This is a genomic window from Corynebacterium tuscaniense DNF00037 (assembly GCF_000759055.1).
GTDB lineage: Bacteria > Actinomycetota > Actinomycetes > Mycobacteriales > Mycobacteriaceae > Corynebacterium > Corynebacterium tuscaniense.
This window is the reverse complement of record NZ_JRNG01000001.1, coordinates 47281-70942: the sequence shown is the minus strand read 5'-3', so window position 1 is coordinate 70942 and position 23662 is coordinate 47281. Positions and strand designations below refer to the sequence as shown.

The window sequence follows — 23662 nt, the reverse complement described above, 5'->3', positions numbered from 1 at the left end:
CCTACTTCTGAATGTCCACGACGACACGCGTCGGGTTTTCCAACACTGTCACTTTGTACGGGCGCTGTTTGTCCAGCCCTATGAAGTACTGGGAAACACCCTCGAAGGTGCCACTATTAGTCACGTCCTTGATGTTGCCCGAGGCAAGCCCAAGGGTGGTTTTGCCGGCGTACTTGGCGTCCGGGGTTTGGTCGAGGGAAGTGCCGTGGATGGTGATCTCCAGGGCTGCCTCACCCGGGACCTCCACCGGAAGGCCGGAGGCCTGCTGAAGAGGTTCATCGGAGTAGCCCGCAAGAAACTCTGGCGTGCCATCGCCCTCGAATTCGAAGACAACGCGGTCATAGCCTTCGTGGGAACCTGAGCGGATATCAGCGGTGCGCAGCTCCGGCATGTTCGAGCCCGTGAAGGTTCCCGTGGGTTCTGTGGAGTAATCCCCGGGAACGTCCTGGTTGTCGATCGTGGACGCAACGACTGTCTTGGTGTCAGTTGTAGTGGAGGGGGAGGGGTTTCCGTTCGGCTCTGAAATGCTTTCCGAAGGTGAGCACGCGGCCATGCCCAAGGCGCTGACCGTCAGGAGAGCGAGTGTTAACGCGTGTGACTGGTGTTTCATATGTTGTAGTTTATCGGACAATCTCATCCCCCGTCGGAGGCAAGGCGGAGCTATCGCTTCCGGGTGCAGGCGATAGAGTGGGGCGGAGCAGAATAAAACGAAGAATCACAAGATCTCAAGGGGTTGACAGCCATGGCCATCAAAGTGGGAGTTCTCGGAGCAAAAGGGCGCGTGGGGTCAGCGGTTGTGGCAGGGGTCAATGCCGCCGCTGACCTGGAATTGGTCGCGGAGGTGGATTCCGGTGATTCCCTCGACGTTTTGGTAGAAAGCGGTGCTCAGGTCATCGTTGACTTCACCACCCCGAGCGCCGTGATGGGCAACCTGGAGTTCTGTATTAACAACGGCATCCACGCCGTTGTTGGCACGACTGGCTTTGACGAGGAGCGCTACCAGCAGGTGCGCGACTGGTGCGCTGCCAACGAGAGCGTGGGTGTCCTCATTGCCCCGAACTTTGCCATCTCCGCGGTGCTGGCCATGGCCTTTGCCCGCCAGGCTGCCCCGTTCTTCGACTCCGCTGAAGTTGTTGAATACCACCATCCGAACAAGCTGGATGCGCCATCTGGCACGGCACAGAAGACGGCGCAGGGGATTGCGGAGGCGCGCGCTGAAGCAAAGATGGGTCCAATGCCCGATGCGACCGAGCAAGCCCTCGATGGCTCCCGCGGCGCTGACGTCGACGGTGTGAAGGTGCACGCAGTACGCATGCAGGGCATGGTTGCGCACGAAGACATCATCTTCGGCACCACCGACCAAACGCTGACCATCCGCCAAGATTCCTACGGCCGCGACTCATTCGTGCCCGGCGTGCTCACCGGTGTGCGTGGCGTTGCGGACCACCCCGGCCTAACCATCGGCCTCGACTCCTACCTGGGCCTGTAAATGTCACAGAGTAAAAATCTTCACGTTCAACTCATCGCCGCCACCTCCTTCGCAGCCCCTGCCGACGTGGACTGGGAGCAAGACCCGGACTCCACCGACGCGGAGGCGCTCGTCGAATTTGCGGGGCGAGCCTGCTACGAAACCTTCAACAAACCCAACCCGCACACCGCTGCCAACGGGGCCTACCTGCGTCACATCCTCGAGGTTGGGCACGATGCACTGCTGGAGCATGCCACCGCAACGTTGTACATCCGTGGCCTCTCCCGTGCAGCGGGAAATGAGCTACTGCGACACCGCCACCTGTCTTTCTCCCAGCTCTCCCAGCGTTTTGTGCCCGCGCGCGAAGCCAACGTGGTCATCCCCGACGCGATTGCGGAAGACGAGGATCTGCGCCATATCTTCCTCGCCGCAGTCGATGAGACACGCTTTGTCTACGAGGAACTCCTCGGCGCACTCGAAAGTAACCTCGACGACGAACCCAACGCACTACTGCGCAAGAAAAAGGCGCGCCAAGCTGCCCGCGCCATCCTGCCCAACGCCACCGAAACGCGTTTCGTGGTCACTGGCAACTACCGCGCATGGCGCGACTTCATCGCCGCGCGCGCCAGCGAACACGCGGATGTAGAAATTCGTGAACTCGCCATCGCCATTCTTGAGGTATTGAAGAAACAGGCGCCTTCGCTTTTCGACGACTTCCTCATCAGCACCCTTGCAGACGGAAGCGTTATGGCCACAAGCCCCTACGTCGGATAGTTCTATTGAACCCCGCCGGTGGCCGATGGGCGGGACAAAGAATGTACCCTATGTACCCATGGGCATTTCAACGAAAGCACAAACTGGTGCAGATGAGTTCGGAACCATCGGCGTTGCCATGGTCACCCCGTTTGACACAAGCGGCGAGTTGGATCTCGCCGCTGCACGAAAGTTGGCTGTCCACCTGGTAGACAATGGTGTCGATTCCCTCATCCTTGGTGGCACCACGGGTGAATCCCCAACAACGAGCCCCGAGGAGAAAATCGAACTGATCAAGGCGGTGCGCTCTGAATTGGGGGACCGCGTGAAGATCATGGCGGGGGCAGGAACGAATGACACGCGGACGTCGATAGCTTTGGCGCAAGCTTCTCGTGATGCTGGTGCTGACTCCCTCCTCGTCGTCACTCCGTACTACTCCAAGCCCTCTCAGGCGGGACTGCTTGCGCACTTCACTGCTGTTGCCCAGGCCACCGATCTGCCCGTTTGCCTCTACGACATCCCAGGACGCTCTGCTATCCCCATCGCCGGCGCAACAATTCGCGCCCTGGCACAACTGCCCACCATCAAAGCTGTCAAAGACGCCAAAGGTGACCTGCTAGAAGCCACCACGATTATCAATGACACCGGGTTGGCCTGGTACTCTGGCGACGACGTTCTCAACCTGCCGTGGTTCTCCGTCGGCGCAACCGGAGTTATCTCCGTTGTTGCCCACGCAGCCCCAGGTCTTATGAGAGAAATGGTTACAAGCTTCGAGGAAGGCGACCTCGCCCGCGCGCGGGAAATCAACGCCACCACCATGTGCGTGCTCGCTGGACAGCAAGCCGTGCTCGGTGGAGTGACATTTGCAAAAGCCGCCCTGCGCCTGCAGGGCATTGAGGTCGGAGACCCCCGCCTGCCCATCGTCGCACCCGACGAAACGCAGCTGGAGGCGCTCCGCCATGACATGGAAAAGGCTGGAGTCCTTTAAGTATGAACGAAACCCGTAACCGCTCGCGCAAGGTGACCCGTAAGGCGGGCCCGCCGGAGACGAGCGACCAGCAGCCGGTGTTCCAAACCGCTGACACCCAACCGCAGGAAAGCCGTAACGACGGTGGCAATGGCGGTAACAACGGTAAAGGTGGCAATAATAACCGTGGCCACGGGGGTAACAACGGTGGTGGAAACCGCAACCGTGGTCGTGGCCGGGGCCGTGGTCGCGGACGCGGCGGGGACAATCGCCGCAACCCAGTGAGGGGCATGCAGGGCGCGGACTTGACCAAGCGTTTGCCGGAACCGCAGAAGCCTACGAATGGCGCGCTGCGTATTTACGCTCTTGGTGGCATCTCTGAGATTGGCCGCAACATGACCGTGTTTGAGTACAACGGTCGTCTGCTCATCGTGGACTGTGGTGTTCTGTTCCCGTCCTCTGATGAGCCGGGCGTGGACCTCATCCTGCCGGACTTCGGTCCGATTGAGAATAAGTTGGATAAGGTCGACGGGCTCGTCGTTACGCACGGGCACGAGGACCACATTGGTGCAATCCCGTGGCTGCTTAAGCTGCGCCCAGACATCCCGATTTACTCCGCGAAGTTCACTAACGCGCTCATCGCGGCGAAGACCAAGGAGCACCGCCAGCGCCCGAAGCTGCACGAGGTCAATGAGAAGTCGGAGATTACCGTCGGCCCGTACAACGTGCGCTTCTTCCACGTTGGGCACTCCATCCCGGACTGCCTTGGCGTTGTGATCAAGACTGGTGCGGGCACCGTCTGCATGACCGGTGACGTCAAGGTCGACATGACTCCGTACGACAACAAGCCCACCGATCTGCCGGCGCTTGCCCGCTACGGCGACGAAGGTATTGACCTGTTCCTGTGTGACTCCACCAATGCCACCATTCCGGGCATTTCCGCCTCTGAGGCTGGCATTGAGGAGAACCTCATCCGAATCGTGCAGGCCGCTAAACAGCGTGTTGTTCTCGCGTCTTTTGCGTCCAACGTGTCGCGTGTGCAGATGGCGGTCAACGCTGCCGTGGCTTCCGGCCGCAAAGTTGCGTTCAACGGCCGCTCCATGATCCGCAACATGGAGATAGCGGAGAAGATGAGCCTGCTGCGCGCCCCGAAGGGCACCATCATTCCTATCGAAGAGGCCGCGAAGATGGCGCCGCACCGCGTCATGCTTATTACCACCGGTACGCAGGGTGAGCCGATGGCAGCGCTGTCGCGCATGTCCCGCCGTGAGCACCGCCAGATCACGGTGCGTGACGGTGACACGATCATCCTGTCCTCATCGCTTATCCCGGGCAACGAGGAAGCAGTGTTCGCTGTGATCAACAACCTCGCGCAGATCGGCGCGCACGTGATCACCAACGACGAGGCACATGTCCACGCTTCCGGCCACGGTTACGCCGGCGAGCTGCTGTTCCTCTACAACATGGCTCGCCCTCGCAACGCCATGCCGGTACACGGTGAGTGGCGCCACCTGCGCGCCAATAAGGAGCTGGCTATCGCTACTGGTGTGAAGCCAGAGAACACGGTGCTGGCGCAGAACGGTGTTGTCGTGGACCTGGTTGACGGCCGGGTGAAGGTCGCCGGCCAGTACCAGGTGGGCAACCTGTACGTTGACGGCACGACGATGGGTGACGTTGACCCGGACGTGCTCGCGGACCGCACCAATTTGGCTGCCGGTGGCGTCATCTCCATCACTTGTGTGATCGATGACCGCACGAGTCGCCTCATTGAGAAGCCGACGGTGTCCACCACGGGCCTTATCGATGATGACCGTGAGGTCAAGCCCGTCATCGTCGAGCTGGTGGAGAATACGATGTACGACCTCGCCGCCGAGGGCGAGAACGACCCGTACCGTATGGTCCAGCAGTTGCGTCGCCGCATTTCTCGCACGATCGAGCAGAAGTACAAGCGTGAGCCTGTCATTTTGCCCACGGTCGTGCCAATGAATGCTGACGATGTCACTCCTGTGCCCACGGAGGAAGTCGAGGCATCGCGCGAATCACTGTAGCGTTTCGCTTTTTGGCGCTTGCCTGAAGCCCCGTTCCCACCCTCGGGAGCGGGGCTTCGCGTTATTCTGGGCGACATGACGTTTCAACAGTCTGAACGTGCAAAGCTTGCTCAGTTGTTCCTGGAATTGGGGCCGGATGCGCCGACGCTGTGCGCAGGGTGGACAACCCGGGATCTAGCGGCACATATGTACATCCGGGAGAACCAGCCCCACCGGGCAGTTGGCTACCTGGTGCCGGCAATGAAATCGGTGACGGCGTCTGCTGAGAAGGCGGTGAAGCAGCGCAACTACGAGGATGTGGTGCGCGAGTGGGCAGCCGGGCCACCGGTGTTTGTGAAGCCACTTGATTCGCTGATCAACGTGTCGGAGAACTTCATCCACCATGAGGATGTGCGGCGTGGTGGTGATCGCTCGCTGGAACCTCGCGAGTTCTCCGAGTCTGTGGAGAAGAAGCTCATGTCCGCAGCAGTCATGATGGGAAAGTTGGCTCTCTCAAGTGGGGGTGTCCCGGTGATTCTCACCCCGCCACGCGTGCCGGCGGTGACGCTCGGAGGAAAGAGAGGAGTGGCTGCGGACGGTTCCCGTGTCGTGCGCGTGAACGGTGAACCAGGAGAGCTGCTGTTGTGGGTGACCGGCCGTGACAAGGTCGAGGTTGAGGTCAGTGGAGATCCGGAGGATATTGTGGCTGTCAAGCGTCATATCTAGACCCACCTAGGCTGGTGTGGCATATGTGATTTGAGGTGTGCAAGGTACTACAGTGGTCCCCATGTCTGCCACCAGTACCTCACGCCGCAATAAAGGCCGCTCACAGACGGGCCCCAAAGGGCGCACGAAGCGTTCGAGCGGTAGCTACAGCCACCGTTCCTCCTCACGTGCAGCCGATGTCCCCGATGAGAGGGTTGGTTCCGCAGTGGGTGCTGTTGGCCGGGGCATGGGTAACGCCGCGCGCGATATTACGGGAGCCTTTAAGGCTGTTGGTGGCCAGGAGCGACGCCGTCGTCGCGCGGAAAACGATGAGAGCTATGACGCCGCCACAACCGACACATACGAAGAAAGTGAGGAGGATGTGAGCCTTCGTCGAGCCCCCAGTGCGGACGCGATCGGCTTGGTGCTGATTGGTCTTGCCGCCGTGCTTGGTGCATCGGTGTGGCTGGATGTTGCCGGACCGGTTGGTGCGCTGATCGCTAGTGGCACCTCCTGGGTTATTGGTGCTGGTGCGTTGGTGCTGCCGGTGGTGCTCGTAGGCATCGCCATTGCTCTGATGCTCGGTCTCGGGGAGTCTGCCTCTGAACGTGCGCACAGTGGGGCCGGGCTGACGATCATCGCGGTGTGCATGCTTGGTTTAATCCATATTCTTGCGGGTTCCCCGGCGGAATGGGATGAACGTCGTATAGCGGGCGGTGCTGTCGGCGCGTTCATCGGTGGGCCGCTCAGCGCTGGTTTTACACCGTTCGTCGCCGTGCCACTTCTGGGACTTGTGATCGTGTACGCCGCACTGTTGGCCACCGGTATTACGGTGCGCGAATCCTTTGACTTCATCCGTGGACTGTTCGGCTCCATCGCAAGCAGCGCTCATACCCCCGACCCGGAGGAGGACCTTTATACGGACGCCGACGATGACATCGATGCCATCGCGGAAGGCCGTCCGCGTGCCCGGCGCCGCACACCGATGGACAACTATCCTGTCGATGAGCCCACGCTTTTCGACGCGGACCCCACCCCCGAGGAACCCCAAAAGAAACGCTCCACCCGCAAGAAGGTGGGAGTGGCTCCCTCCATCGTGGATGAAGTGGACACTGAGACGAAGATTCTCGATCGTCCTACATCTGTGTCGGAGACCGCAACCGATGCAGTTTCCGCTTCCAGGGAAGAGATGCGCAAGGCGATCATCGCTCGATCTGGAATCGATGCTGCAGCGGTGCCTGGGGCAACGCCGAATTCGGAGAAGGGCGCGGGAGACGTGGAGAAGCCTTCGGCCCGCGTACCCGTGACCACAACCGACTATAAGCTCCCGCCCACCAGCCTTCTCATTGCAGGCAAAACCCCAAAGAAGCGTACTGAGACCAATGACCGCATGATTGAGGCGATCACGGAGGTCTTCGAAGAATTCAACGTCGATGCCCAGGTGACCGGCTTCTCCCGTGGCCCTACAGTGACGCGCTACGAAGTTGAGCTGGGCCCCGGTGTGAAGGTCTCCAAGATCACCAACCTGCAGTCCAACTTGGCTTACGCTGTGGCGACGGACAATGTCCGGCTGCTCACCCCGATCCCCGGAAAATCCGCCGTGGGTATTGAGGTCCCGAACGCCGACCGCGAAATGGTGCGCCTGCGTGATGTGCTCGACGCCCCGAATGTTCGTGGTGACCACGACCCGATGCTTATCGGGATGGGCAAGAACATCGAAGGAGACTTTGTCTCGGCATCGGTGCAGAAGATGCCGCACCTGCTCGTAGCTGGTTCGACCGGTTCCGGTAAGTCCGCGTTTGTGAACTCGATGCTCGTGTCACTGCTCACGCGTGCGACCCCCGAGGAGGTCCGGCTGATCCTGGTCGACCCGAAGATGGTGGAGCTCACGCCGTACGAGGGAATTCCGCATCTGATCACCCCGATCATCACCCAGCCGAAGAAGGCTGCCGCCGCGTTGCAGTGGTTGGTGGAGGAGATGGAACAGCGCTATATGGACATGAAGTCCGCGCGCGTGCGGCACATTAAGGACTACAACGCGAAAGTCCGCGCTGGCGAATATACCGCGCCACCCGGGTCGGAGCGTGAGGTGCGTCCGTACCCGCTCATCATCTGTGTCGTCGACGAGCTGGCGGACCTTATGATGACTGCACCGAAGGAGATCGAGGACTCCATCGTCCGCATCACCCAGAAGGCGCGTGCTGCCGGGATCCACCTTGTTCTGGCAACACAGCGCCCGTCCGTGGACGTTGTCACTGGTCTGATTAAGACGAACGTTCCGTCGCGGTTGGCGTTTGCCACCTCATCGCTTACGGACTCTCGTGTGATCTTGGACCAGGCCGGTGCGGAGAAGCTCATCGGTATGGGCGATGCACTGTTCATTCCGCAGGGCGCTGGCAAGCCACAGCGTATGCAGGGTGCGTTCGTCTCCGATGAAGAGATCCAGGCTGTTGTGGAGGCTGTCAAGGAGCAGGGCGAGCCACACTACACCGAGGGTGTTACCGAGGAGAAGGCGCCGGAAAAGAAGAATATCGACGAGGAGATCGGCAAGGACATGGACGACCTGCTCGAGGCGGTCGAGCTTGTCGTGACGTCGCAGCTCGGGTCGACCTCGATGCTGCAGCGCAAACTGCGCATCGGTTTCGCCAAGGCCGGTCGTCTCATGGACCTCATGGAATCCCGCGGCGTTGTTGGCCCATCCGAGGGTTCGAAGGCCCGCGAGGTGTTGGTGAAGCCAGAGGAGCTGGACACCATCATCTGGATGATCAAGGGTGCTGACCCTGCCGAGGCCCCCAAGGAAGTGCTCGCCCAGCAAGAGCTTGACGACGACTCGTCCGCCGGTGATCCCGCCGGCGATGACTCCCCTGCGGCGGACGGCGAGACTCAGACCGTGAAGGCGACCTACAACCCGACCGGGGGCGCGTTTTAACCGATGGGCACTACTCCCGGGTTCCGGTTCTCTGTTGTTCTTTTCGACGATGTTGAGCTGCTCGATGTGGCCGGCCCAGTAGAAGTGCTGTCCAAAGTCGACGACTTCGACGTGGAAATGCTTTCAGCGGATGGTGGTTCCGTCACGAGTTCTCAAGGTGTCCGACTCGGCGTCGACGGCGACTTCAGTTCGACAACCGGGGATGTGCTGTTCGTGCCGGGTGGCATGGGGACGCGCCGGCTGGTGGAAGACGACCACTTTCTTGCCCAGTTGAAGGCGATGTCCGCCGGGCGGCAGATCCTGATGTCGGTGTGCACGGGATCCGCGCTTCTCGCTGTTGCGGGCTTGCTCGAGGGATACACTGCGACGAGCAACAAGAGAGCTTTCGATTGGGCCACGAGCTTCGGCGAGAATATTGAGTGGCGCCGCTCTGCGCGGTGGGCGCATGACCGCGACCGGTGGACATCGCCGGGAGTTGCCGCTGGAACCGACATGGCCGCAGCGTTCGTTGCGGACCGCTACGGTGAAGAATTCGTCTCCGACATCGCTGACGCGATTGAGCTCCGGCTTAACCTCGATGCCGACGACGACCCTTTCGCTGTCTAAGCGTCGGCGCTGCGGGTCGGGGTGTGTGCTCGCTGGAGCGATCAAGTAGGGTTGCTTCCTGTTGGAGGGGAGTACCCCAAAAGCGCCTTGGATCGTCAACACGGCTAACCCAGTTAAGAGGTTCCCGGTCCAGGCGGCCCACCATGCGAAAGGGTGGGGGAGACCTCCGGTTATTTTTTCATCTCAACCGGAGGTTGCGTACATGCATGTGCCCCTTTCTATTTGGCTGATCACCTCAGCGGTGATCCTTGGCTTCTTCATCTTTGACTTCGTGTCCCACGTGCGCACGCCGCACGAGCCGTCCATGAAAGAATCAGGTGGCTGGGCAGCGTTCTACATGACGATGGCTTGCATCTTCGGCGGCATCGTGTGGTGGCTGTGGGATGCCGAACACGGCGTGCAGTTCTTCACGGGCTACATCACGGAGCTCTCACTCAGCGTGGACAACCTGTTCGTATTCGCGCTGGTCATGGGCGCGTTTAAGATCCCGCGCGCGTATCAGCAGAAGGTGCTCCTCATCGGTATTGTGATCGCGTTGATCTGCCGTTTGGCATTCATCTTGCTCGGTGCGGTGATCATTGAGGCTTGGTCGGACGTCTTCTATATCTTCGCTGCGTTCCTGCTGTACACCGCGATCAAGCTGGTCTACGACGAGGCTACTGACCAGGAAGATCCGGACCCGAACGACATGTTCGTGGTCAAGACACTGCGCAAGGTCATCCCCGTGACGAAGTCGTATCACAGCGACCGTTTGTTCTCCGCCACGGAAGCAGGCAAAAAAGCAGTCACCCCGCTGTTCGTGGCGCTGCTGTCCATTGGCTTTATCGACGTGATGTTCGCCTTCGACTCCATCCCGGCCATCTACGGCATCACGCAGGAAGCATTCCTGGTGTTCACTGCCAACGCTTTTGCGTTGTTGGGGTTGCGTCAGCTGTACTTCTTGCTCAACGGTCTACTGGATAAGCTCGTTTACTTGCCCTACGGCCTTGCGGTGGTGCTTGGATTCATCGGTGTGAAGCTGCTGCTTCATGCTCTGCACGAGAACAACCTGTCCTTTGTCAACGGTGGCCAGAACGTCAACGTGCCTGAGGTCAGCACCGTGCTGTCGCTCGTGATTATCGTGGCCGTGCTTATCGTGACGGCTGTGGCATCGATCATTAAGGAACGTGCCGATATCAAAGCAGGCGTGCTTGAACGCGACGCAGCGAAGTACCACGTTGACTATGATGACCACGGGAATCGTCGGAAAGTGGATGCCCACGGTAACCACATAGAGTGGATCGATGACCCGGCAACGTCGGGTAAGGGTGACCACACCGCCACCGGCTCGCGGGAGACCTCGCACCTGGATGTCAAGCGCGGTGGTGCCCGCTAGATCGCGGGATCACCGTCCATACAGTGAACGCATCGCTCCGAATGGGTGGCGCGGGTTCGCGGCGGGTCGGCCACGCGGGGAGACCCAAGTGGGTGTGCCACGCATCATAGCCACGCGCCCGCGCCAATTTCGGTATGGGTCATCATCATTGACCCGGTTGTGATACCTGCACAGCACCGCCAGATTGGCCATGTTTGTCTCGCCACCATGCTTCCAGGCCGTGATGTGGTGAATTTCGCAGGAATCAGCGCCATGGCGGCAACCGGGGACTGGGCACGTGGTGAGTGTGGCCCGCGCTAGGTCGCGCTGCTTCTGGTTGGCTAGGCGCTGGGTGCGGTAAAGGTTCACCGCGCCTTCCTCCGGGTGGAAGAGTGCCACCTCCAGTTCGGCGCCATGATGCTTCTGGAGGTAGTCAGCGCCGGTGATGGTGGTGCCGTCAGAAAGCCCGAGCACCACTTCATCCCCGTTGCCCGCGACGATGCGAGTATAGTCCGGTAGTGGCACCAGGAGCAGTGGACGCGGTACAGCATGTGCGACACCAGTACCGCCGTTGCGGATAAGCGACATGAATGGCTCCACCAGCTGCGGCGCTACAGGACGGGTGGGGTCAACGTTGCGCGTCACGTTAAATTCAATATCCGCAATGTCACGCTCGTGGGTTGTTACCATCATTGAGCGGTAACCTCCCCGGGATCCAGTGAAGGTCACCCCGGGGCGAGGTGAACGCGTCTCAGGTACCGGCACAATTTGTTTCGCCGCTCGAGTCAGGGATGCATAGTCGCCCGGCGCGTCCAAGAGAGCCAGGCGTAGTTTCCACCGCAACGCCTGGGGCTCCACATGCTTGATGCGGTTTTCGATGTACACCAGCTGGTCAATAGAGAACTGTCCCACGCGCGCCCGTTCTACGGCTGTGTGTTGTTTGACCGTCCATGAGGTGGATCCGTAGTAGACCTCGAAGACGCGTTCCCATTCGCGGACGCGGGTGGCACTCACACCGGCAGCCAGCGCCGCCTGGCGTTCAAAGGATGCCAGGGTGTCTACGCCGGTGCTGAGTGCCCCGAGGAATTCCGCGAATCGTGTCATATCTCGCACATTAAACGCTCGGCAGCACCAGCGAAAGGGCAGTCAATCGCACCTGTGGATAACCGCGTTGACACGTCACCTACCAGGCTTTGTTATCCACAAAACCCAGGAGCTAAAAACTACTCCCAGACGTTGATCACTGGGTTCCACTCACGGAACTCACGGTCAGCCAGGGCACCAGCGGTCAGGTAGGGGTCATCTGCCAACAGCTCGGCGGCATCCCCCAACGACGCCCCGTCTGGGAGTCTCAGGATGATCACCGACTCGGCCCCATCGCCGTACGGTCCTGCGGCAATGACGTTGCCCTGATCTTTGAGTCGGGCGATGAAGGAGCGGTGGGCGGGACGTGTTTCGTCGATAAGCGACTGCGCTCCGTATGTGTACGTTGCAATGAAGTGTGTCATGGACGCGGATTCTAATAGGCTTGGCAGTGTGAAACAGTCCAATTGGAATCTTCCGAACGTCCTCACGTCTTTGCGCATTCTTTTCACGCCGGTATTTGCATGGCTTGTGCTGAGTGAACACTGGTGGTGGGCGTTTGGCCTGTTCGTTGTACTGATGGCCACGGATAAACTCGATGGTGACATTGCGCGCGCGCGTGGTCTGGTCACCGATTTTGGCAAGATCGCGGACCCGATTGCGGACAAGGCGCTGATGATCACGGCGCTGGTGACGTTAAATATTGCCAGTTCGTTGCCGGTCTGGATCACCGTGGTGATTGTGGTGCGCGAGCTGGGTATCACGCTATGGCGCATGTGGATGCTGCGCCAGGGCAAGGTGGTGCCAGCGTCGAAGGGCGGCAAACTGAAGACCGTGCTGCAGACGCTTGGTGTGGCGCTGTACTTGTGCCCACTTCCTGGCTGGATGGATGTGCCAACGTTTGTTGTCATGCTCATCGCGGTGGTGGTCACGGTGGTCACGGGCGTGCAGTACCTTGTTGACGGTGCGCGCGCGAATAGGACACCAGCATGAGTCTTGCAGCCTCGCTTATTGGCATCCTCCGGGCCCACTCCCACACCCTTTCCTTCTGCGAATCCCTCACCGCAGGCCTCGCGTGCGCGACGGTAGCAGACGTGTCGGGTGCCTCGGCTGTGCTGCGTGGGGGACTGGTGACGTATGCCACGGACCTCAAGGGGAGTTTGGCGGGGGTTCCGGCAGAGGTCTTGGCTGCGCATGGGCCCGTGTCACCGGTGACGGCGGAACACATGGCGCGCGGTGCGAGGCGCGTGTGCGGTTCTGATTGGGCCGTCGCTCTCACCGGAGTTGCCGGACCAACCCCTCAAGACGGGCACCCGGTGGGCGAAGTGTACGTTGCTGTTGCAGGACCAATGCGCACCATCACGGTGCATGCGCCGAAGGTTGACGGTGACCGACAAATCATCCGGAAGGCTGCGGTGACAGCAAGTCTCGAGGCGCTGGAACGTGAAATACGCGAATGGGAACAAAAAGAAGGGATGGTTCGTTAGAAAACGTGATGGCAACAACAACGACTCTCAAGTACCAGCCCGCACCTCAGGTTATTACCCGTGAAAAGGTGCGCGAACCGCTGCTGCGGGAAGCCCTTGGCATGTCTCTGCGCGCATTCCGTGCGGATAAAGGTGTGACCCTGCGTGAACTGGCGTCTCAGGCGCGTGTGTCGCCCGGTTACCTGTCAGAATTGGAACGTGGACGCAAGGAAGTATCTTCTGAGCTTCTTGCCTCCGTGTGTGTGGCACTGGGTACCACCGTGTCTGAACTGTTGATGGAAGCTGCAGCGAACCTGTCGCTTCAAGCCATGGCAGACGAACTGGCACATACACCTCCCGCCGCTGCAGAGGTGTAAAGCGGTCTCACATGACGCGCATGCAGGTGCGCTCCGCTACCATGTATACGAACATTTCTTCACGATAATCTTCAGCTGCAGTTCTGCACGCGAGAGAAAGGCAAATACACCATGGCTAATCCGTTTGTTAAAGCCTGGAAGTACCTGATGGCGCTCTTCGACAATAAGATCGACGAGCACGCTGACCCCAAAGTTCAGATCGAGCAGGCCATCGGCGAGGCACAGCGCCAGCACCAGGCTCTGTCCCAGCAGGCGGCGGCCGTGATTGGTAACCAGCGTCAACTGGAGATGCAGCTCAACCGTCGCTTGGCGGATGTGGAGAAACTGCAGTCCAATACCCGTCAGGCTCTCCAGTTGGCTGACAAGGCCCGCGCTGATGGTGACAGCCAGAAGGCCACCGAGTACGAGAACGCCGCTGAGGCTTTCGCCGCTCAACTGGTCACCGCCGAGCAGGGTGTTGAGGACACCAAGCAGCTTCATGACCAGGCTTTGCAGCAGGCCCAGCAGGCTAAGCAGGCCGTTGAGCGCAATGCAATGCAGCTGCAGCAGCAGGTGGCGGAGCGCTCCAAGCTGCTCTCCCAGCTGGAACAGGCCAAGATGCAGGAGAAAGTTGCTGAGTCCCTGCAGTCCATGGATGCAATCACCGGTGGCAACCAGCCGAACTTGGACCAGGTGCGCGAGAAGATTGAGCGCCGCTACTCCAAGGCTCTCGGCCAGGCTGAGCTGGCACAGGGCTCTGTCCAGGGTCGTATGGCTGAGGTTGAGCAGGCTGGCATTCAGATGGCTGGTCACTCCCGCCTAGAGCAGATCCGCGCTGAGATGGGTCAGCTTGAGTCCGGCAAGGGGCAGGAAGCCATTGAGAGTGGCTCCACTGGCTCCACTGGTTCCACTGACAGCACTGACACCACTGGCGTCTCCGATGATGCGGTGGCAGAGCGCATGCGAGAGCTGCGTGGCGAGAATTAAACCTCTCTGAACCTCTTAGCCCCGGTGTGTGGATCCTTTCCACCGCCGGGTTTTACAATGCTTAATCGACGGCGCCACGTGCCATGAGGGCCTCTCCTGTCATCTCGGCGCGGCGGATGCTGCGGATGACCAATGGAGTGCCGAAAGCTAGTAGGGAAAAGCGTGCGCCGCGTGCTTTGCGGGCGTCGAGGGATTCGTTGGCAGTGTTCAGGATGACGGGGATCTGTCGGATGGTCAGGGCGATCGCCAGCGAGATCGTGTCTACGGGGACCCCAATGCGGGATAGTGGCGCCATGTTTGATTCCAGGGCGGCGAGGAGTTCCTCAACGGTTGTGGTGAGGGTGAGCAGCGTCGCTGCGAGGAAGGAAGCGATGAGTCCGATAGTGACGGTGAGCATCGCTTCAAAGCCGTTTTGCCACCACATGAAAGCCCCGAGGAATGCCATGAAAGGCAGGACGGGGGCGATCTGGCGCCAGGTTGTGCGCACAGGGATGCGGGCCACTGCGTAGACGAGAAGGATACCGCCCAAAACCGCGGCCGTGTGCCAAGGACGCGTAGGCAGCCATGTGGTCAGGATGATTAGCGCCACGATGGCTAGGAACTTCAGCGTTGGGGAGGTCCGGTGCACCAGGGTGGTGTCGGGAACGTAGACTCCTAAGGGGAGCTCGCGGATCATGAGGGGGTGCGCTCCATCAGGTCGGTGTAGAATGCGATAGCGTCGCGCGGGGTGCCATCGTAAGCAATGGCTCCCTCGTTGATGCAGATCACGCGGTCAAAGTTATGGAGCACGTCAAGATCATGCGTGACGACGATCACCTGCTGCTCCAAGCATTCCAGCTCCCGAATGATCCGCTTTCGGTTCCGCAGGTCCAGCAGGGTGGTGGGTTCATCGGCGATGATTGTCTCCGGCTCAATGACCAACACGGAGGCAAGGGCCAGCATTTGTTTCTCACCGCCGGACAAGGTGTGCGGGGAATTACCTGCGAGCGTAGTGAGCCCGAATTTCTCCAGCATCGCGTCAACCCGACGGTTCACCTCTGCTTTGGGCATTTTGAAACGGCGCAGAGAAAAAGCGATGTCGTCGCGGACGCGTGGCATGACAATCTGGGCCTCCGCGTCGGAGAAGATGAAGCCCACCCGACGGCGGATGTGTTTGCCGTGGGTGGTGGTGGGGGAGGCGTCGAAAAGCACGCGTCCCTGAGTGGGCTCAATGAGGCCGTTGATCATGCGCACGAGCGTGGATTTGCCGGAACCATTGGAACCAATGATGCCGATGCGCTGTTCGGTGAGGGTCAGCGAGACCGGCTCAAGGATTGTTCTTCCTTCGTAAACGACTCCTGCGCCGTCGAACGTGATGGTGGGCACGGGGCTAGCTTAACGGCGGCGGAGCTGCGGGAACGCAGCGTGTACGGCGAGTGCAATGGCCACCATGACTGCGAGTTTGGCCAAGTCGGGCAGGATAAACGCGCCCTGGGCGGCGACCGCGGTGCCGAGGTTCATGTCCGCGCGCCACATGAGGCCAAAGGCGCCGAAAAGATACTGGAGCAAGACCGCGACGATACCGCCCAAAACGAACAGCGCAGCCATGATGGTTTTGTTGTCGCGCGGTGCGCGGTAGGCAATGTACCCAGCTGCAGTGGCGCCGAGCAGGTAGCCGAGCAAATAACCGACGCTGGGGCCCGCGAAAGCTTGGATGAGCGTGCGGCCGCCGGCGAGAACCGGGAAGGCGAGGCTGATGAGCAGGAACAGGCCAGTGGCCAGGAAGCCACGACGACCGCCAAGCACGAGGCCCGCGAGGATGGTGGCCACGTTTTGCAACACGATGGGAACGCCCGCCGCGCCGACGGGAATGGACACAAACCCGAGAACACAGATGAGTGCAGCGAACATGGTGATGAGCGCGAGATCCTTCGCCGCATTGGAGGTAGAGCGTGAAGAAGTCATCGAAACAGTAGAAGACATGCCGGATACTTTAGTGCACAAACTTGAACACTGTTCAATATGTCCTGTTTTGTCATGCTTGTATGGTGGTGCCCATGCGTTTGACGGAGTTTCAGCAGCGCGTTACCGACGAGTTTGGTGACGCAAAAGGCCAATGGGTCATCTCCTCCCATGTCTTTCCAGGGGAGGGAAAGACGGCTGCAGAGCTGATCGAAAGCGGAGTCGATCCCCGAATTGTGTGGGATGGTTTGTGTGAAGCCTTTGATGTGCCAGAAGATCGTAGGTTAGGGGTCGACCGCCCTGGGAGGTAGACCGGGAATAGTTTTCTTTCGAACATTCGTGCGTGTATGTTCGGGGGTGGTGTCCGCTATCGCATTAATGTAATTCGCAGCAACGGGGAACCGGATGCGGGGTTAGAGCGGTCTAAGTAAGTGCACCACTTATTTAACGGATCTACCCCACACGGGGCGACTGTTAACAACGAAAGGACAAAGAGACACCCATGGCAACGAAGAAGAAAGCTGGCTCAGCAGCGAATAACCGCCAGAATGCGCTTGATGCCGCAATGGCGATGATTGAGAAGGATTTTGGCAAGGGTGCCATTATGCGCCTGGGAGACGAGAAGCGTCCCCCGATTCAGTCCATCTCTTCCGGCAATACTGCGATCGATGTGGCGCTGGGTATCGGCGGGTGGCCACGTGGCCGCATCGTGGAGATTTATGGCCCAGAATCCTCAGGTAAGACAACGGTGGCACTGCATGCCATCGCTGAAGCGCAGCGTGCCGGAGGCATTGCCGCGTTCATTGACGCTGAGCACGCCCTTGATCCGGATTATGCGCGCAAGCTAGGGGTAGACACCGACAACTTGCTGGTTTCGCAGCCGGATACCGGTGAGCAGGCGCTGGAGATCGCGGACATGTTGGTGCGCTCCGGCGCGATTGACATCATCGTCATTGACTCAGTGGCGGCGTTGACACCGAAGGCCGAGATTGAAGGCGAGATGGGTGACAGTCACGTTGGCTTGCAGGCCCGCCTCATGTCCCAGGCGCTGCGCAAGATGACAGGTGCGCTGTACAACTCCGGTACAACCGCGATCTTCATTAACCAGCTGCGTGAGAAAATCGGCGTGATGTTCGGCTCCCCGGAGACCACTACGGGCGGTAAGGCGTTGAAGTTTTATGCTTCCGTACGTTGCGATGTGCGCCGTATTCAGACGCTGAAGGACGGGCAGGATTCGATTGGCAACCGCACCCGTCTAAAGGTTGTGAAAAACAAGGTGTCGCCACCGTTCAAGATCGCCGAGTTCGACATCATGTACGGCGAAGGCATTTCGCGTGAATCATCCATCATTGACATGGGTGTGGACAACGGGATTATCAAGAAGTCTGGTTCCTGGTTCACCTATCAGGGCGACCAGTTGGGCCAGGGCAAGGAGAAGGCCCGCACCTTCCTCAAGGAGAATCCGGACCTGGCGAATGACCTGGAGCGCCAGATTTTTGAAAAGCTCGGTGTTGGTGAGTTTGCTGGACAGGATGAATTGACGGATGACCCGGTGGACATGGTCCCTAATATCGACTTCGATGATGAGGAAGCTGCTGGCTCTGCCGGCGACTAATCCGTGAGGGAAAGACAACAGCCTGATCCGGAGAAAGTCCGCGCGCTGCAAAAAGCGCTCGAGGAATACTCCGGGCAGGAGCCACTTATTGACGAAACGCGGGAGAAAGCTCTCTCCCGTATCCGAGAACGCGCCCTCCTTCTCCTGGATTCGCGGGCGCGGTCCCGCCAAGAACTATGGGACCGGCTTGTCAAAGCTGAGTTTGAGCCGGAGCTTGTCGATGAAGTGTTGGATTCCTTCCAACGTAATGGCTTGGTCGATGACTTGGCTTTTGCGCGGGAGTGGGTACGCCAACGTTTTGAGCGGCGTGGTAAGTCCGCCGCCATGCTGGATGTGGAGCTGCAACGCAAAGGTGTGGGGGAGGCTGACCGTATGGAAGCACTGAGTGTCATCGAAGACGAAGATGAGCGTCAGGTTGCCCGTGGCCTAGCAGTGAAGAAAGCACGACAGGTCAAGACTGTCCCAGTGGATCGGCAGCAGCGAGATAAAGAGTTGCGCCGCATTGTTGGCGTGCTCGCACGGAGAGGGTTCAATTCCGGTATGTCGCTTGAGATCGCGCGGGAGGCCCTCGCGGAACGCTGTGCGGAGTTAGAAGAGGATTAGACACGGCCCGCGGTGACAGTTAGGAGAGTTCACCGCACGGGAATAGACTGTCCCACCGTGACAACCGCAACTCAATCTTCCCTGACACACCCCCGCACGTATGAGGTACGCACCTTCGGCTGCCAGATGAACGTTCACGATTCGGAACGTCTTTCGGGCTTGCTCGAAGAAGCGGGCTACACGGCGGCGCAGGAAAATGAGGAAGCTGACCTCATCGTGTTCAACACGTGTGCCGTGCGTGAGAACGCGGACAAGCGTCTATACGGCACGCTTGGTCAGCTGCGCGAAGTCAAGCGTCATCACCCCGGCATGCAGATCGCCGTTGGTGGCTGCCTCGCGCAGAAGGACCGCGATGTGGTGGTGAAGAAGGCGCCGTGGGTGGATGCCGTCTTTGGCACCCACAACATGGCGGCGCTGCCGGCGCTGCTGGATCGCGCGCGTGTGAGCGAGGAAGCTCAGGTTGAGATCGTTGAGGCTTTGGAACACTTCCCGTCGGTGCTGCCGGCGAAGCGTGAATCCTCATACGCAGGCTGGGTGTCTGTGTCCGTTGGCTGCAATAACACGTGCACGTTCTGCATTGTGCCGTCATTGCGCGGTAAAGAGCAGGACCGCAGGCCAGGTGACATTCTGGCTGAGGTGAAAGCACTCGTGGATCAGGGCGTAAGCGAAGTGACGCTGCTCGGTCAGAACGTCAACGCGTATGGCGTGAATTTTGTGGATCCGGAGTTGGACCGTGACCGTTCTGCTTTCTCGAAGCTGCTGCGCGCCTGCGGTGAGATTGAGGGGCTTGAGCGTGTTCGTTTCACCTCCCCGCACCCGGCGGAGTTCACCTCCGATGTCATTGATGCGATGGTGGATACCCCGAATGTGTGCCCGCAGTTGCACATGCCGTTGCAGTCTGGTTCGGACAAGGTGCTCAAGGACATGCGCCGTTCGTATCGTACAAAGAAGTTCCTGGCCATCCTGGATGAGGTGCGGGAGAAACTGCCGCATGCCTCGATCACTACGGACATCATCGTGGGATTCCCAGGGGAGACGGAGGAGGACTTCCAGGCCACACTTGACGTGGTGGAGAAGTCCCGGTTTACCTCCGCGTTCACATTCCAGTACTCACCGCGTCCGGGCACGCCGGCGGCAGAAATGCCTGACCAGATCCCTAAAGAGGTTGTGCAGGAGCGCTTCGAACGTCTGCTTGCCCTGCAGGAGCGCATCAGTGAAGAAGAAAACGTCAAGCTCATCGGGACTGATCAGGAACTCCTGGTCCAAGAGAGCAATGACAAGAAAGAAACCGGTCGCATGTCCGGCCGTGCGCGCGATGGCCGCCTCGTGCACTTCACAGTGTCCGGGAACATCGACCGCACGGTGCGGCCTGGCGATATTGTGCACGTGACGGTGACGGAAGCCCGACCGCACTACCTCATCGCGGATTCGGGCATTCACTCGCACCGCCGCACGCTCGCCGGTGATAATGCTGAGGCTGGCCAGGTGCCCACCACAGCACCGGTGGGCGTTGGCCTCGGCTTGCCTAAGATTGGGGCACCCAGCCCGTCACCCGCCGCGTCCGCGTGCGGTTCATGCGGATAAGGAGCTCATTTTGCTTAACGGCGCCACCCTAACCCCCGAAAAACCCCTTGCCACCCGCCTCGACCTGGGGTGGCGCAAATGGGTCCTCGTGGCCGTCATCGGCGTGTACGTAGTGACTTTGTTCCTGCCGTACGCCGCCGGCATCCCGGGCTGGCAGGTGCTCTCCTTCACGGAGCCTGCTGAGGCTCACATCGCGTTGGCGGAGCGCGTGTTCACGCTGGTTTCCTTCGTCTCTTTGGTGGTATTCAGCGTGCTTGCCCTGGTGCTTCGTCACACGTCCCCGGCGATGGTGGCTTGGATGACCGGCTGCGTAAGCCTTGCGGCGGCACTGTTGGGAACATGGATGCGTCAGACCGGCACGGCCGGCGGTTCCACCGGTGCCGGCATGTACCTAGCCATCGTGTGTCTGATCGTGGCTGTACCCATCCTCACGTCCGCATGGCTTCGCCGCGATCCGGAACAAACCCGCTATGAAGAACTCCGCCGCGCCAACCCTGAGGCCAATCCCGTCGCCGACGTTCAGACCGCAGCGACCCGCGCCCACACCCACGCCGATTCCACCCCGGAAGTCCCGGCACACCTCGTTGATGATCGCCGCGCCCAGGCCCGCGAGCGCCACCAGAACTCCAAGGGCGAATAAGACTAAAGATTCGTCAGGATCACTGGGGTGAAAGTGAGGATAGGATAAGCCCTTAACCTATCTTCGAGCTGTTTCTTAGCCTAGGTTCCGTAATGAAACTCTGACGAGGCAGTCTCACTGTAAGTGACTTAGGAATGGTGTCGCATCAGTTTGATCGCTGCCAGGCAGTGGAGTTGGAGATGATCTTCGCGTTGGCGGTGCGAAGCAGGCAGGCGATGGATTCACTGTCAGCGGGGGCGGAGACGTAGCAGGTTTCCACCTTCGGCCATTCGGTGTGTGCGGCGGCCAGAACGCTGGAGAGTAATTCCGTCGCTGCTCCTTGGTCGCGGTATTCGGGCAGGACGTGGACGAGGCCGAGTTCCATGAGGGCGTCATCGTCGATGTCGTAGTGGACGGCTTCAGCCAGGCCGATGAAACGGTCGCCGGAACGCAGAAGCGCGGTGAGTTGGTTGCCGCCGCGGTCGCGGAGACGGGCGCTGGCATCGCGGATACGTTCTTCGGTCCAGTTGATGGTGTCGAGCTGGAGTGAACCACGCGGGTAGTCGCGGGAAGCAGCGGTGATCAGGGATTGGAAACCGGAGAGATCTGCAGGGGAGAAGTCCATGTTGTGCACGATGGTGCAACTGGGGGACTCGAGCGGGGGAAGGCCATCAAGAGCAAAAGTCGCTTGAGTTTCCTTGTACGCGCGTGAATAGCCAGCCTCCATGAGGAGCGACGCGGCAGGGGAGTCCTCACTGGGGGCGTGGGTGTCCCAGAGGTGGCGGGTGGGACGGCAGGAGGTGGTGGAGAGGGCGTCGATAAGCGATAAAGCGTTTTCCCACGGCTCATGCGGAACTGGTTCGCCGGGCAGCGGTGCGATGGCTGCGTCGATCGTGATGGTGGCTTCGATAATGCCGGTGTCTTCAAGGAGCGGCATGGAGATGAACACCCAGGCGGAGATGTCTGCAAGGTCGGTGGCTTTGAGTTCCGGGTAGCCGTGCGCGCCGAGTGGGCGCGGTGCCTGAACGTCAGTGAGCGCGAACAGGAATGCCTGCGATTCGGTGGAACCTTCGAGCCGTTTGAGCAGGTGGGAAGCAGTGACGCCGGAGTGTGCATCCCCGGTGATGTCCTGGATGGCCAGGGTGGCGGAGAACGCGTAGGCGCCGACAACCTCGTCGGCGTCGGCGCTACGCGGATTGAACAGAAGAGCGTGCAAGGCTAGCTATCAATGGCCTTCGCAGCAACGTCAGCGAATTCTTGCCACTGCTCAGCCTGGGAGCGCAGTTCAGCAGCTGTCTTCGCATCGCCTTTGGCTTCAGCGGCCTCCGCCTTGGCGCGGAAATCATCGGCCTTGACCTGGAACTGGTTGGCTTTGTCCTGTTGGACCGGGTTGGATTTGCGCCACTGTTTCTCCTCGGCGGCGGCGACGCGCTGTTCGATATCTCCGATTTTATTCTCGTACTCACGGACCTTGTTACGCGGGACGTAGCCGATCTCATCCCACTTGTCCTGCAGTTCGCGCAGCTTCGCCCGGGCAGTGCCGAGGCCCTTCTCCGGATCAATGAGCGGGCCGTACTCAGCGATGAGTGCGTCCTTGGCCTTGGCGTTGGCTTCGAACTCACGGTCGCGTTCTTCGTTGACAGCGTTGCGCGCGGCGAAGAAATGATCCTGGGCAGCGCGGAAGCGCTTCCACAGCTTGTCGTCCACATCGCGCGGGGCGCGGCCGGCGGCCTTCCACTCTGTCATGAGATCGCGGAACGCGCGGGCGGTGTCACCCCAATCGGTGGAGTCCTTGATCTTCTCGGCGCGCTCAATGATGTCTTCCTTGGCGGCCTTGGCAGCAGCACGGCCACGGTCAAGTTCAGCAAAGTGGGCACCGCGGCGACGATTGAAAGAATCGCGTGCCTTAGAGTAGCGCTTCCACAGGACATCATCGGTTTTGCGGTCGATGCCGCGGATGGTCTTCCACTCATCAAGGATGGCCCGGATGCGGTCACCCGCGGCCTTCCACTCGGTGGAGTTCGCAGCCAAGTCCTCAGCCTCAGCAGCAAGGGCCTCTTTGCGGGAGATCGCTTCGGCGCGACGGGTTTCCTTCGCCTCCTTCGCCTTTTCACTAGCAACGTCAGCGTGCTCTAACACGTCCTTGAGTTGGATTTCCAGGGCATCCAGGTCGCCGACAACAGCTTGCTCATCCAGGGAATCAATGAGCTGCTGGGCATGGGTGCGCACGGACGACGCGTCCTCGGGCCGGGTGGCCAGACGACTGTCCAGCAGCGCAACTTCAGTAGACAAGTCGACGAAGCGTTGTGCGTAGTGCTCGAGGCCTTCTTTCGGGGTACCGGCCTGCCATGAGCCCACGGCGCGCTCCACACCACCGCGGGTGACGTACACGGTGCCTTCTTCGTCCACGTGACCAAATTTCGCAGCTTCAGCGGCATCCACCGACGGAGTGGCCGGCGCAGCTGGGGCCGGTGCCGGGGTGGCATCCACGCCAGCGCCGGGTCGTGGTCCCGGCTTCGGGGTCCGGGCGGGCATGGCGCCGGGGTTGGGAGTCGGAGTCTTGCCTTCAATTGGTGGCTGCTTCATGGTGAGGCATCCT

Annotated in this window: 25 protein-coding genes; 17 read left to right on the top strand and 8 right to left on the bottom strand. The window is 60.1% G+C overall.

Annotated features, from left to right (window positions below):
* Nucleotide 1: 1 nt before the first annotated feature.
* Nucleotides 2–610, bottom strand: a complete 609-nt coding sequence (locus HMPREF2129_RS10490) for an AMIN-like domain-containing (lipo)protein (protein WP_052092441.1) — start codon at nt 608–610, stop codon at nt 2–4.
* A 132-nt stretch (nt 611–742) separates the two neighbouring features.
* Between HMPREF2129_RS10490 and dapB the strand changes: the two genes are divergently transcribed.
* The 8 genes from dapB to HMPREF2129_RS00305 all read left to right on the top strand — a co-directional run bounded on the left by dapB (nt 743) and on the right by HMPREF2129_RS00305 (nt 10830).
* Nucleotides 743–1489: a 4-hydroxy-tetrahydrodipicolinate reductase gene (gene dapB / locus HMPREF2129_RS00340; protein WP_034661488.1), complete on the top strand. Its 747-nt coding sequence runs from the start codon at nt 743–745 to the stop codon at nt 1487–1489.
* Entirely contained in the window at nt 1490–2242 is a 753-nt protein-coding gene (thyX, locus tag HMPREF2129_RS00335) for an FAD-dependent thymidylate synthase (RefSeq protein ID WP_034661486.1), read from the top strand.
* Between the two features lie 58 nt (nt 2243–2300).
* Entirely contained in the window at nt 2301–3209 is a 909-nt protein-coding gene (gene dapA / locus HMPREF2129_RS00330; protein ID WP_034661483.1) for a 4-hydroxy-tetrahydrodipicolinate synthase, read from the top strand.
* A gap of 2 nt (nt 3210–3211) precedes the next feature.
* Complete coding sequence (locus tag HMPREF2129_RS00325) at nt 3212–5236, top strand: ribonuclease J (protein ID WP_034661481.1); 2025 nt, start codon at nt 3212–3214, stop codon at nt 5234–5236.
* A gap of 75 nt (nt 5237–5311) precedes the next feature.
* Nucleotides 5312–5941, top strand: coding sequence for a TIGR03085 family metal-binding protein (locus HMPREF2129_RS00320; RefSeq protein ID WP_034661479.1), 630 nt, complete (start codon nt 5312–5314; stop codon nt 5939–5941).
* Between the two features lie 61 nt (nt 5942–6002).
* On the top strand, nt 6003–8849 hold the full coding sequence (locus HMPREF2129_RS00315) for an FtsK/SpoIIIE family DNA translocase (RefSeq protein ID WP_034661476.1): 2847 nt from the start codon (nt 6003–6005) through the stop codon (nt 8847–8849).
* A gap of 3 nt (nt 8850–8852) precedes the next feature.
* A complete protein-coding gene (locus HMPREF2129_RS00310) occupies nt 8853–9455 on the top strand; it encodes a DJ-1/PfpI family protein (RefSeq protein ID WP_034661474.1) in 603 nt (200 codons plus the stop codon).
* A gap of 202 nt (nt 9456–9657) precedes the next feature.
* Nucleotides 9658–10830, top strand: coding sequence for a TerC family protein (locus HMPREF2129_RS00305; RefSeq protein WP_034661472.1), 1173 nt, complete (start codon nt 9658–9660; stop codon nt 10828–10830).
* 9 nt (nt 10831–10839) lie between these two features.
* Here the strand turns inward: HMPREF2129_RS00305 and HMPREF2129_RS10485 are convergent, their stop codons facing one another.
* Both HMPREF2129_RS10485 and HMPREF2129_RS10940 read right to left on the bottom strand, forming a co-directional pair.
* Nucleotides 10840–11913, bottom strand: coding sequence for an HNH endonuclease signature motif containing protein (locus HMPREF2129_RS10485; protein ID WP_052092438.1), 1074 nt, complete (start codon nt 11911–11913; stop codon nt 10840–10842).
* 119 nt (nt 11914–12032) lie between these two features.
* Complete coding sequence (locus HMPREF2129_RS10940) at nt 12033–12317, bottom strand: YciI family protein (protein WP_034661470.1); 285 nt, start codon at nt 12315–12317, stop codon at nt 12033–12035.
* Between HMPREF2129_RS10940 and pgsA the strand changes: the two genes are divergently transcribed.
* The 4 genes from pgsA to HMPREF2129_RS00275 all read left to right on the top strand — a co-directional run bounded on the left by pgsA (nt 12304) and on the right by HMPREF2129_RS00275 (nt 14701).
* Entirely contained in the window at nt 12304–12885 is a 582-nt protein-coding gene (pgsA, locus tag HMPREF2129_RS00290; protein ID WP_052092436.1) for a CDP-diacylglycerol--glycerol-3-phosphate 3-phosphatidyltransferase, read from the top strand. The genes HMPREF2129_RS10940 and pgsA overlap by 14 nt on opposite strands.
* A complete protein-coding gene (locus HMPREF2129_RS00285; protein ID WP_034661466.1) occupies nt 12882–13379 on the top strand; it encodes a CinA family protein in 498 nt (165 codons plus the stop codon). The genes pgsA and HMPREF2129_RS00285 overlap by 4 nt, the downstream gene beginning before the upstream one ends.
* An 8-nt stretch (nt 13380–13387) precedes the next feature.
* Nucleotides 13388–13735: a helix-turn-helix domain-containing protein gene (locus HMPREF2129_RS00280; protein WP_034661464.1), complete on the top strand. Its 348-nt coding sequence runs from the start codon at nt 13388–13390 to the stop codon at nt 13733–13735.
* A 111-nt stretch (nt 13736–13846) separates the two neighbouring features.
* On the top strand, nt 13847–14701 hold the full coding sequence (locus HMPREF2129_RS00275; protein ID WP_034661462.1) for a PspA/IM30 family protein: 855 nt from the start codon (nt 13847–13849) through the stop codon (nt 14699–14701).
* 61 nt (nt 14702–14762) lie between these two features.
* On the opposite strand, the gene HMPREF2129_RS00270 is transcribed toward HMPREF2129_RS00275, so the two are convergent.
* Genes HMPREF2129_RS00270 through HMPREF2129_RS00260 form a run of 3 tightly spaced genes read right to left on the bottom strand, consistent with a single transcriptional unit; the run spans nt 14763 to nt 16663 of the window.
* Entirely contained in the window at nt 14763–15377 is a 615-nt protein-coding gene (locus HMPREF2129_RS00270) for an energy-coupling factor transporter transmembrane component T family protein (protein WP_034661460.1), read from the bottom strand.
* Nucleotides 15374–16066, bottom strand: a complete 693-nt coding sequence (locus tag HMPREF2129_RS00265) for an energy-coupling factor ABC transporter ATP-binding protein (protein WP_034661458.1) — start codon at nt 16064–16066, stop codon at nt 15374–15376. The genes HMPREF2129_RS00270 and HMPREF2129_RS00265 overlap by 4 nt, the downstream gene beginning before the upstream one ends.
* A 9-nt stretch (nt 16067–16075) precedes the next feature.
* Nucleotides 16076–16663, bottom strand: coding sequence for a biotin transporter BioY (locus HMPREF2129_RS00260; protein ID WP_034661456.1), 588 nt, complete (start codon nt 16661–16663; stop codon nt 16076–16078).
* Nucleotides 16664–16737: 74 nt separating this feature from the next.
* Here HMPREF2129_RS00260 and HMPREF2129_RS00255 point away from each other — a divergent pair, with 74 nt between their 5' ends.
* The 5 genes from HMPREF2129_RS00255 (at nt 16738) to HMPREF2129_RS00235 (ending at nt 21084) form a co-directional block, all read left to right on the top strand.
* Nucleotides 16738–16953 (top strand): DUF3046 domain-containing protein, encoded by a 216-nt coding sequence (locus HMPREF2129_RS00255; protein ID WP_034661659.1) that lies wholly within the window; start codon nt 16738–16740, stop codon nt 16951–16953.
* A 191-nt stretch (nt 16954–17144) separates the two neighbouring features.
* Nucleotides 17145–18257, top strand: coding sequence for a recombinase RecA (gene recA, locus HMPREF2129_RS00250; RefSeq protein WP_034661453.1), 1113 nt, complete (start codon nt 17145–17147; stop codon nt 18255–18257).
* 3 nt (nt 18258–18260) lie between these two features.
* Nucleotides 18261–18860, top strand: a complete 600-nt coding sequence (locus HMPREF2129_RS00245) for a regulatory protein RecX (protein WP_034661451.1) — start codon at nt 18261–18263, stop codon at nt 18858–18860.
* Between the two features lie 57 nt (nt 18861–18917).
* Entirely contained in the window at nt 18918–20444 is a 1527-nt protein-coding gene (gene miaB, locus HMPREF2129_RS00240; protein ID WP_269544796.1) for a tRNA (N6-isopentenyl adenosine(37)-C2)-methylthiotransferase MiaB, read from the top strand.
* 10 nt (nt 20445–20454) lie between these two features.
* On the top strand, nt 20455–21084 hold the full coding sequence (locus tag HMPREF2129_RS00235; protein ID WP_052092433.1) for an Rv2732c family membrane protein: 630 nt from the start codon (nt 20455–20457) through the stop codon (nt 21082–21084).
* A gap of 145 nt (nt 21085–21229) precedes the next feature.
* Here HMPREF2129_RS00235 and HMPREF2129_RS00230 read toward each other — a convergent pair whose 3' ends face one another.
* Nucleotides 21230–22279 carry a GNAT family N-acetyltransferase gene (locus tag HMPREF2129_RS00230; RefSeq protein WP_084576366.1) on the bottom strand — a complete coding sequence of 350 codons (1050 nt, stop codon included), beginning with the start codon at nt 22277–22279 and terminating at the stop codon, nt 21230–21232.
* A gap of 2 nt (nt 22280–22281) precedes the next feature.
* Nucleotides 22282–23649 (bottom strand): DUF349 domain-containing protein, encoded by a 1368-nt coding sequence (locus tag HMPREF2129_RS00225; RefSeq protein WP_052092461.1) that lies wholly within the window; start codon nt 23647–23649, stop codon nt 22282–22284.
* Nucleotides 23650–23662: the final 13 nt, after the last annotated feature.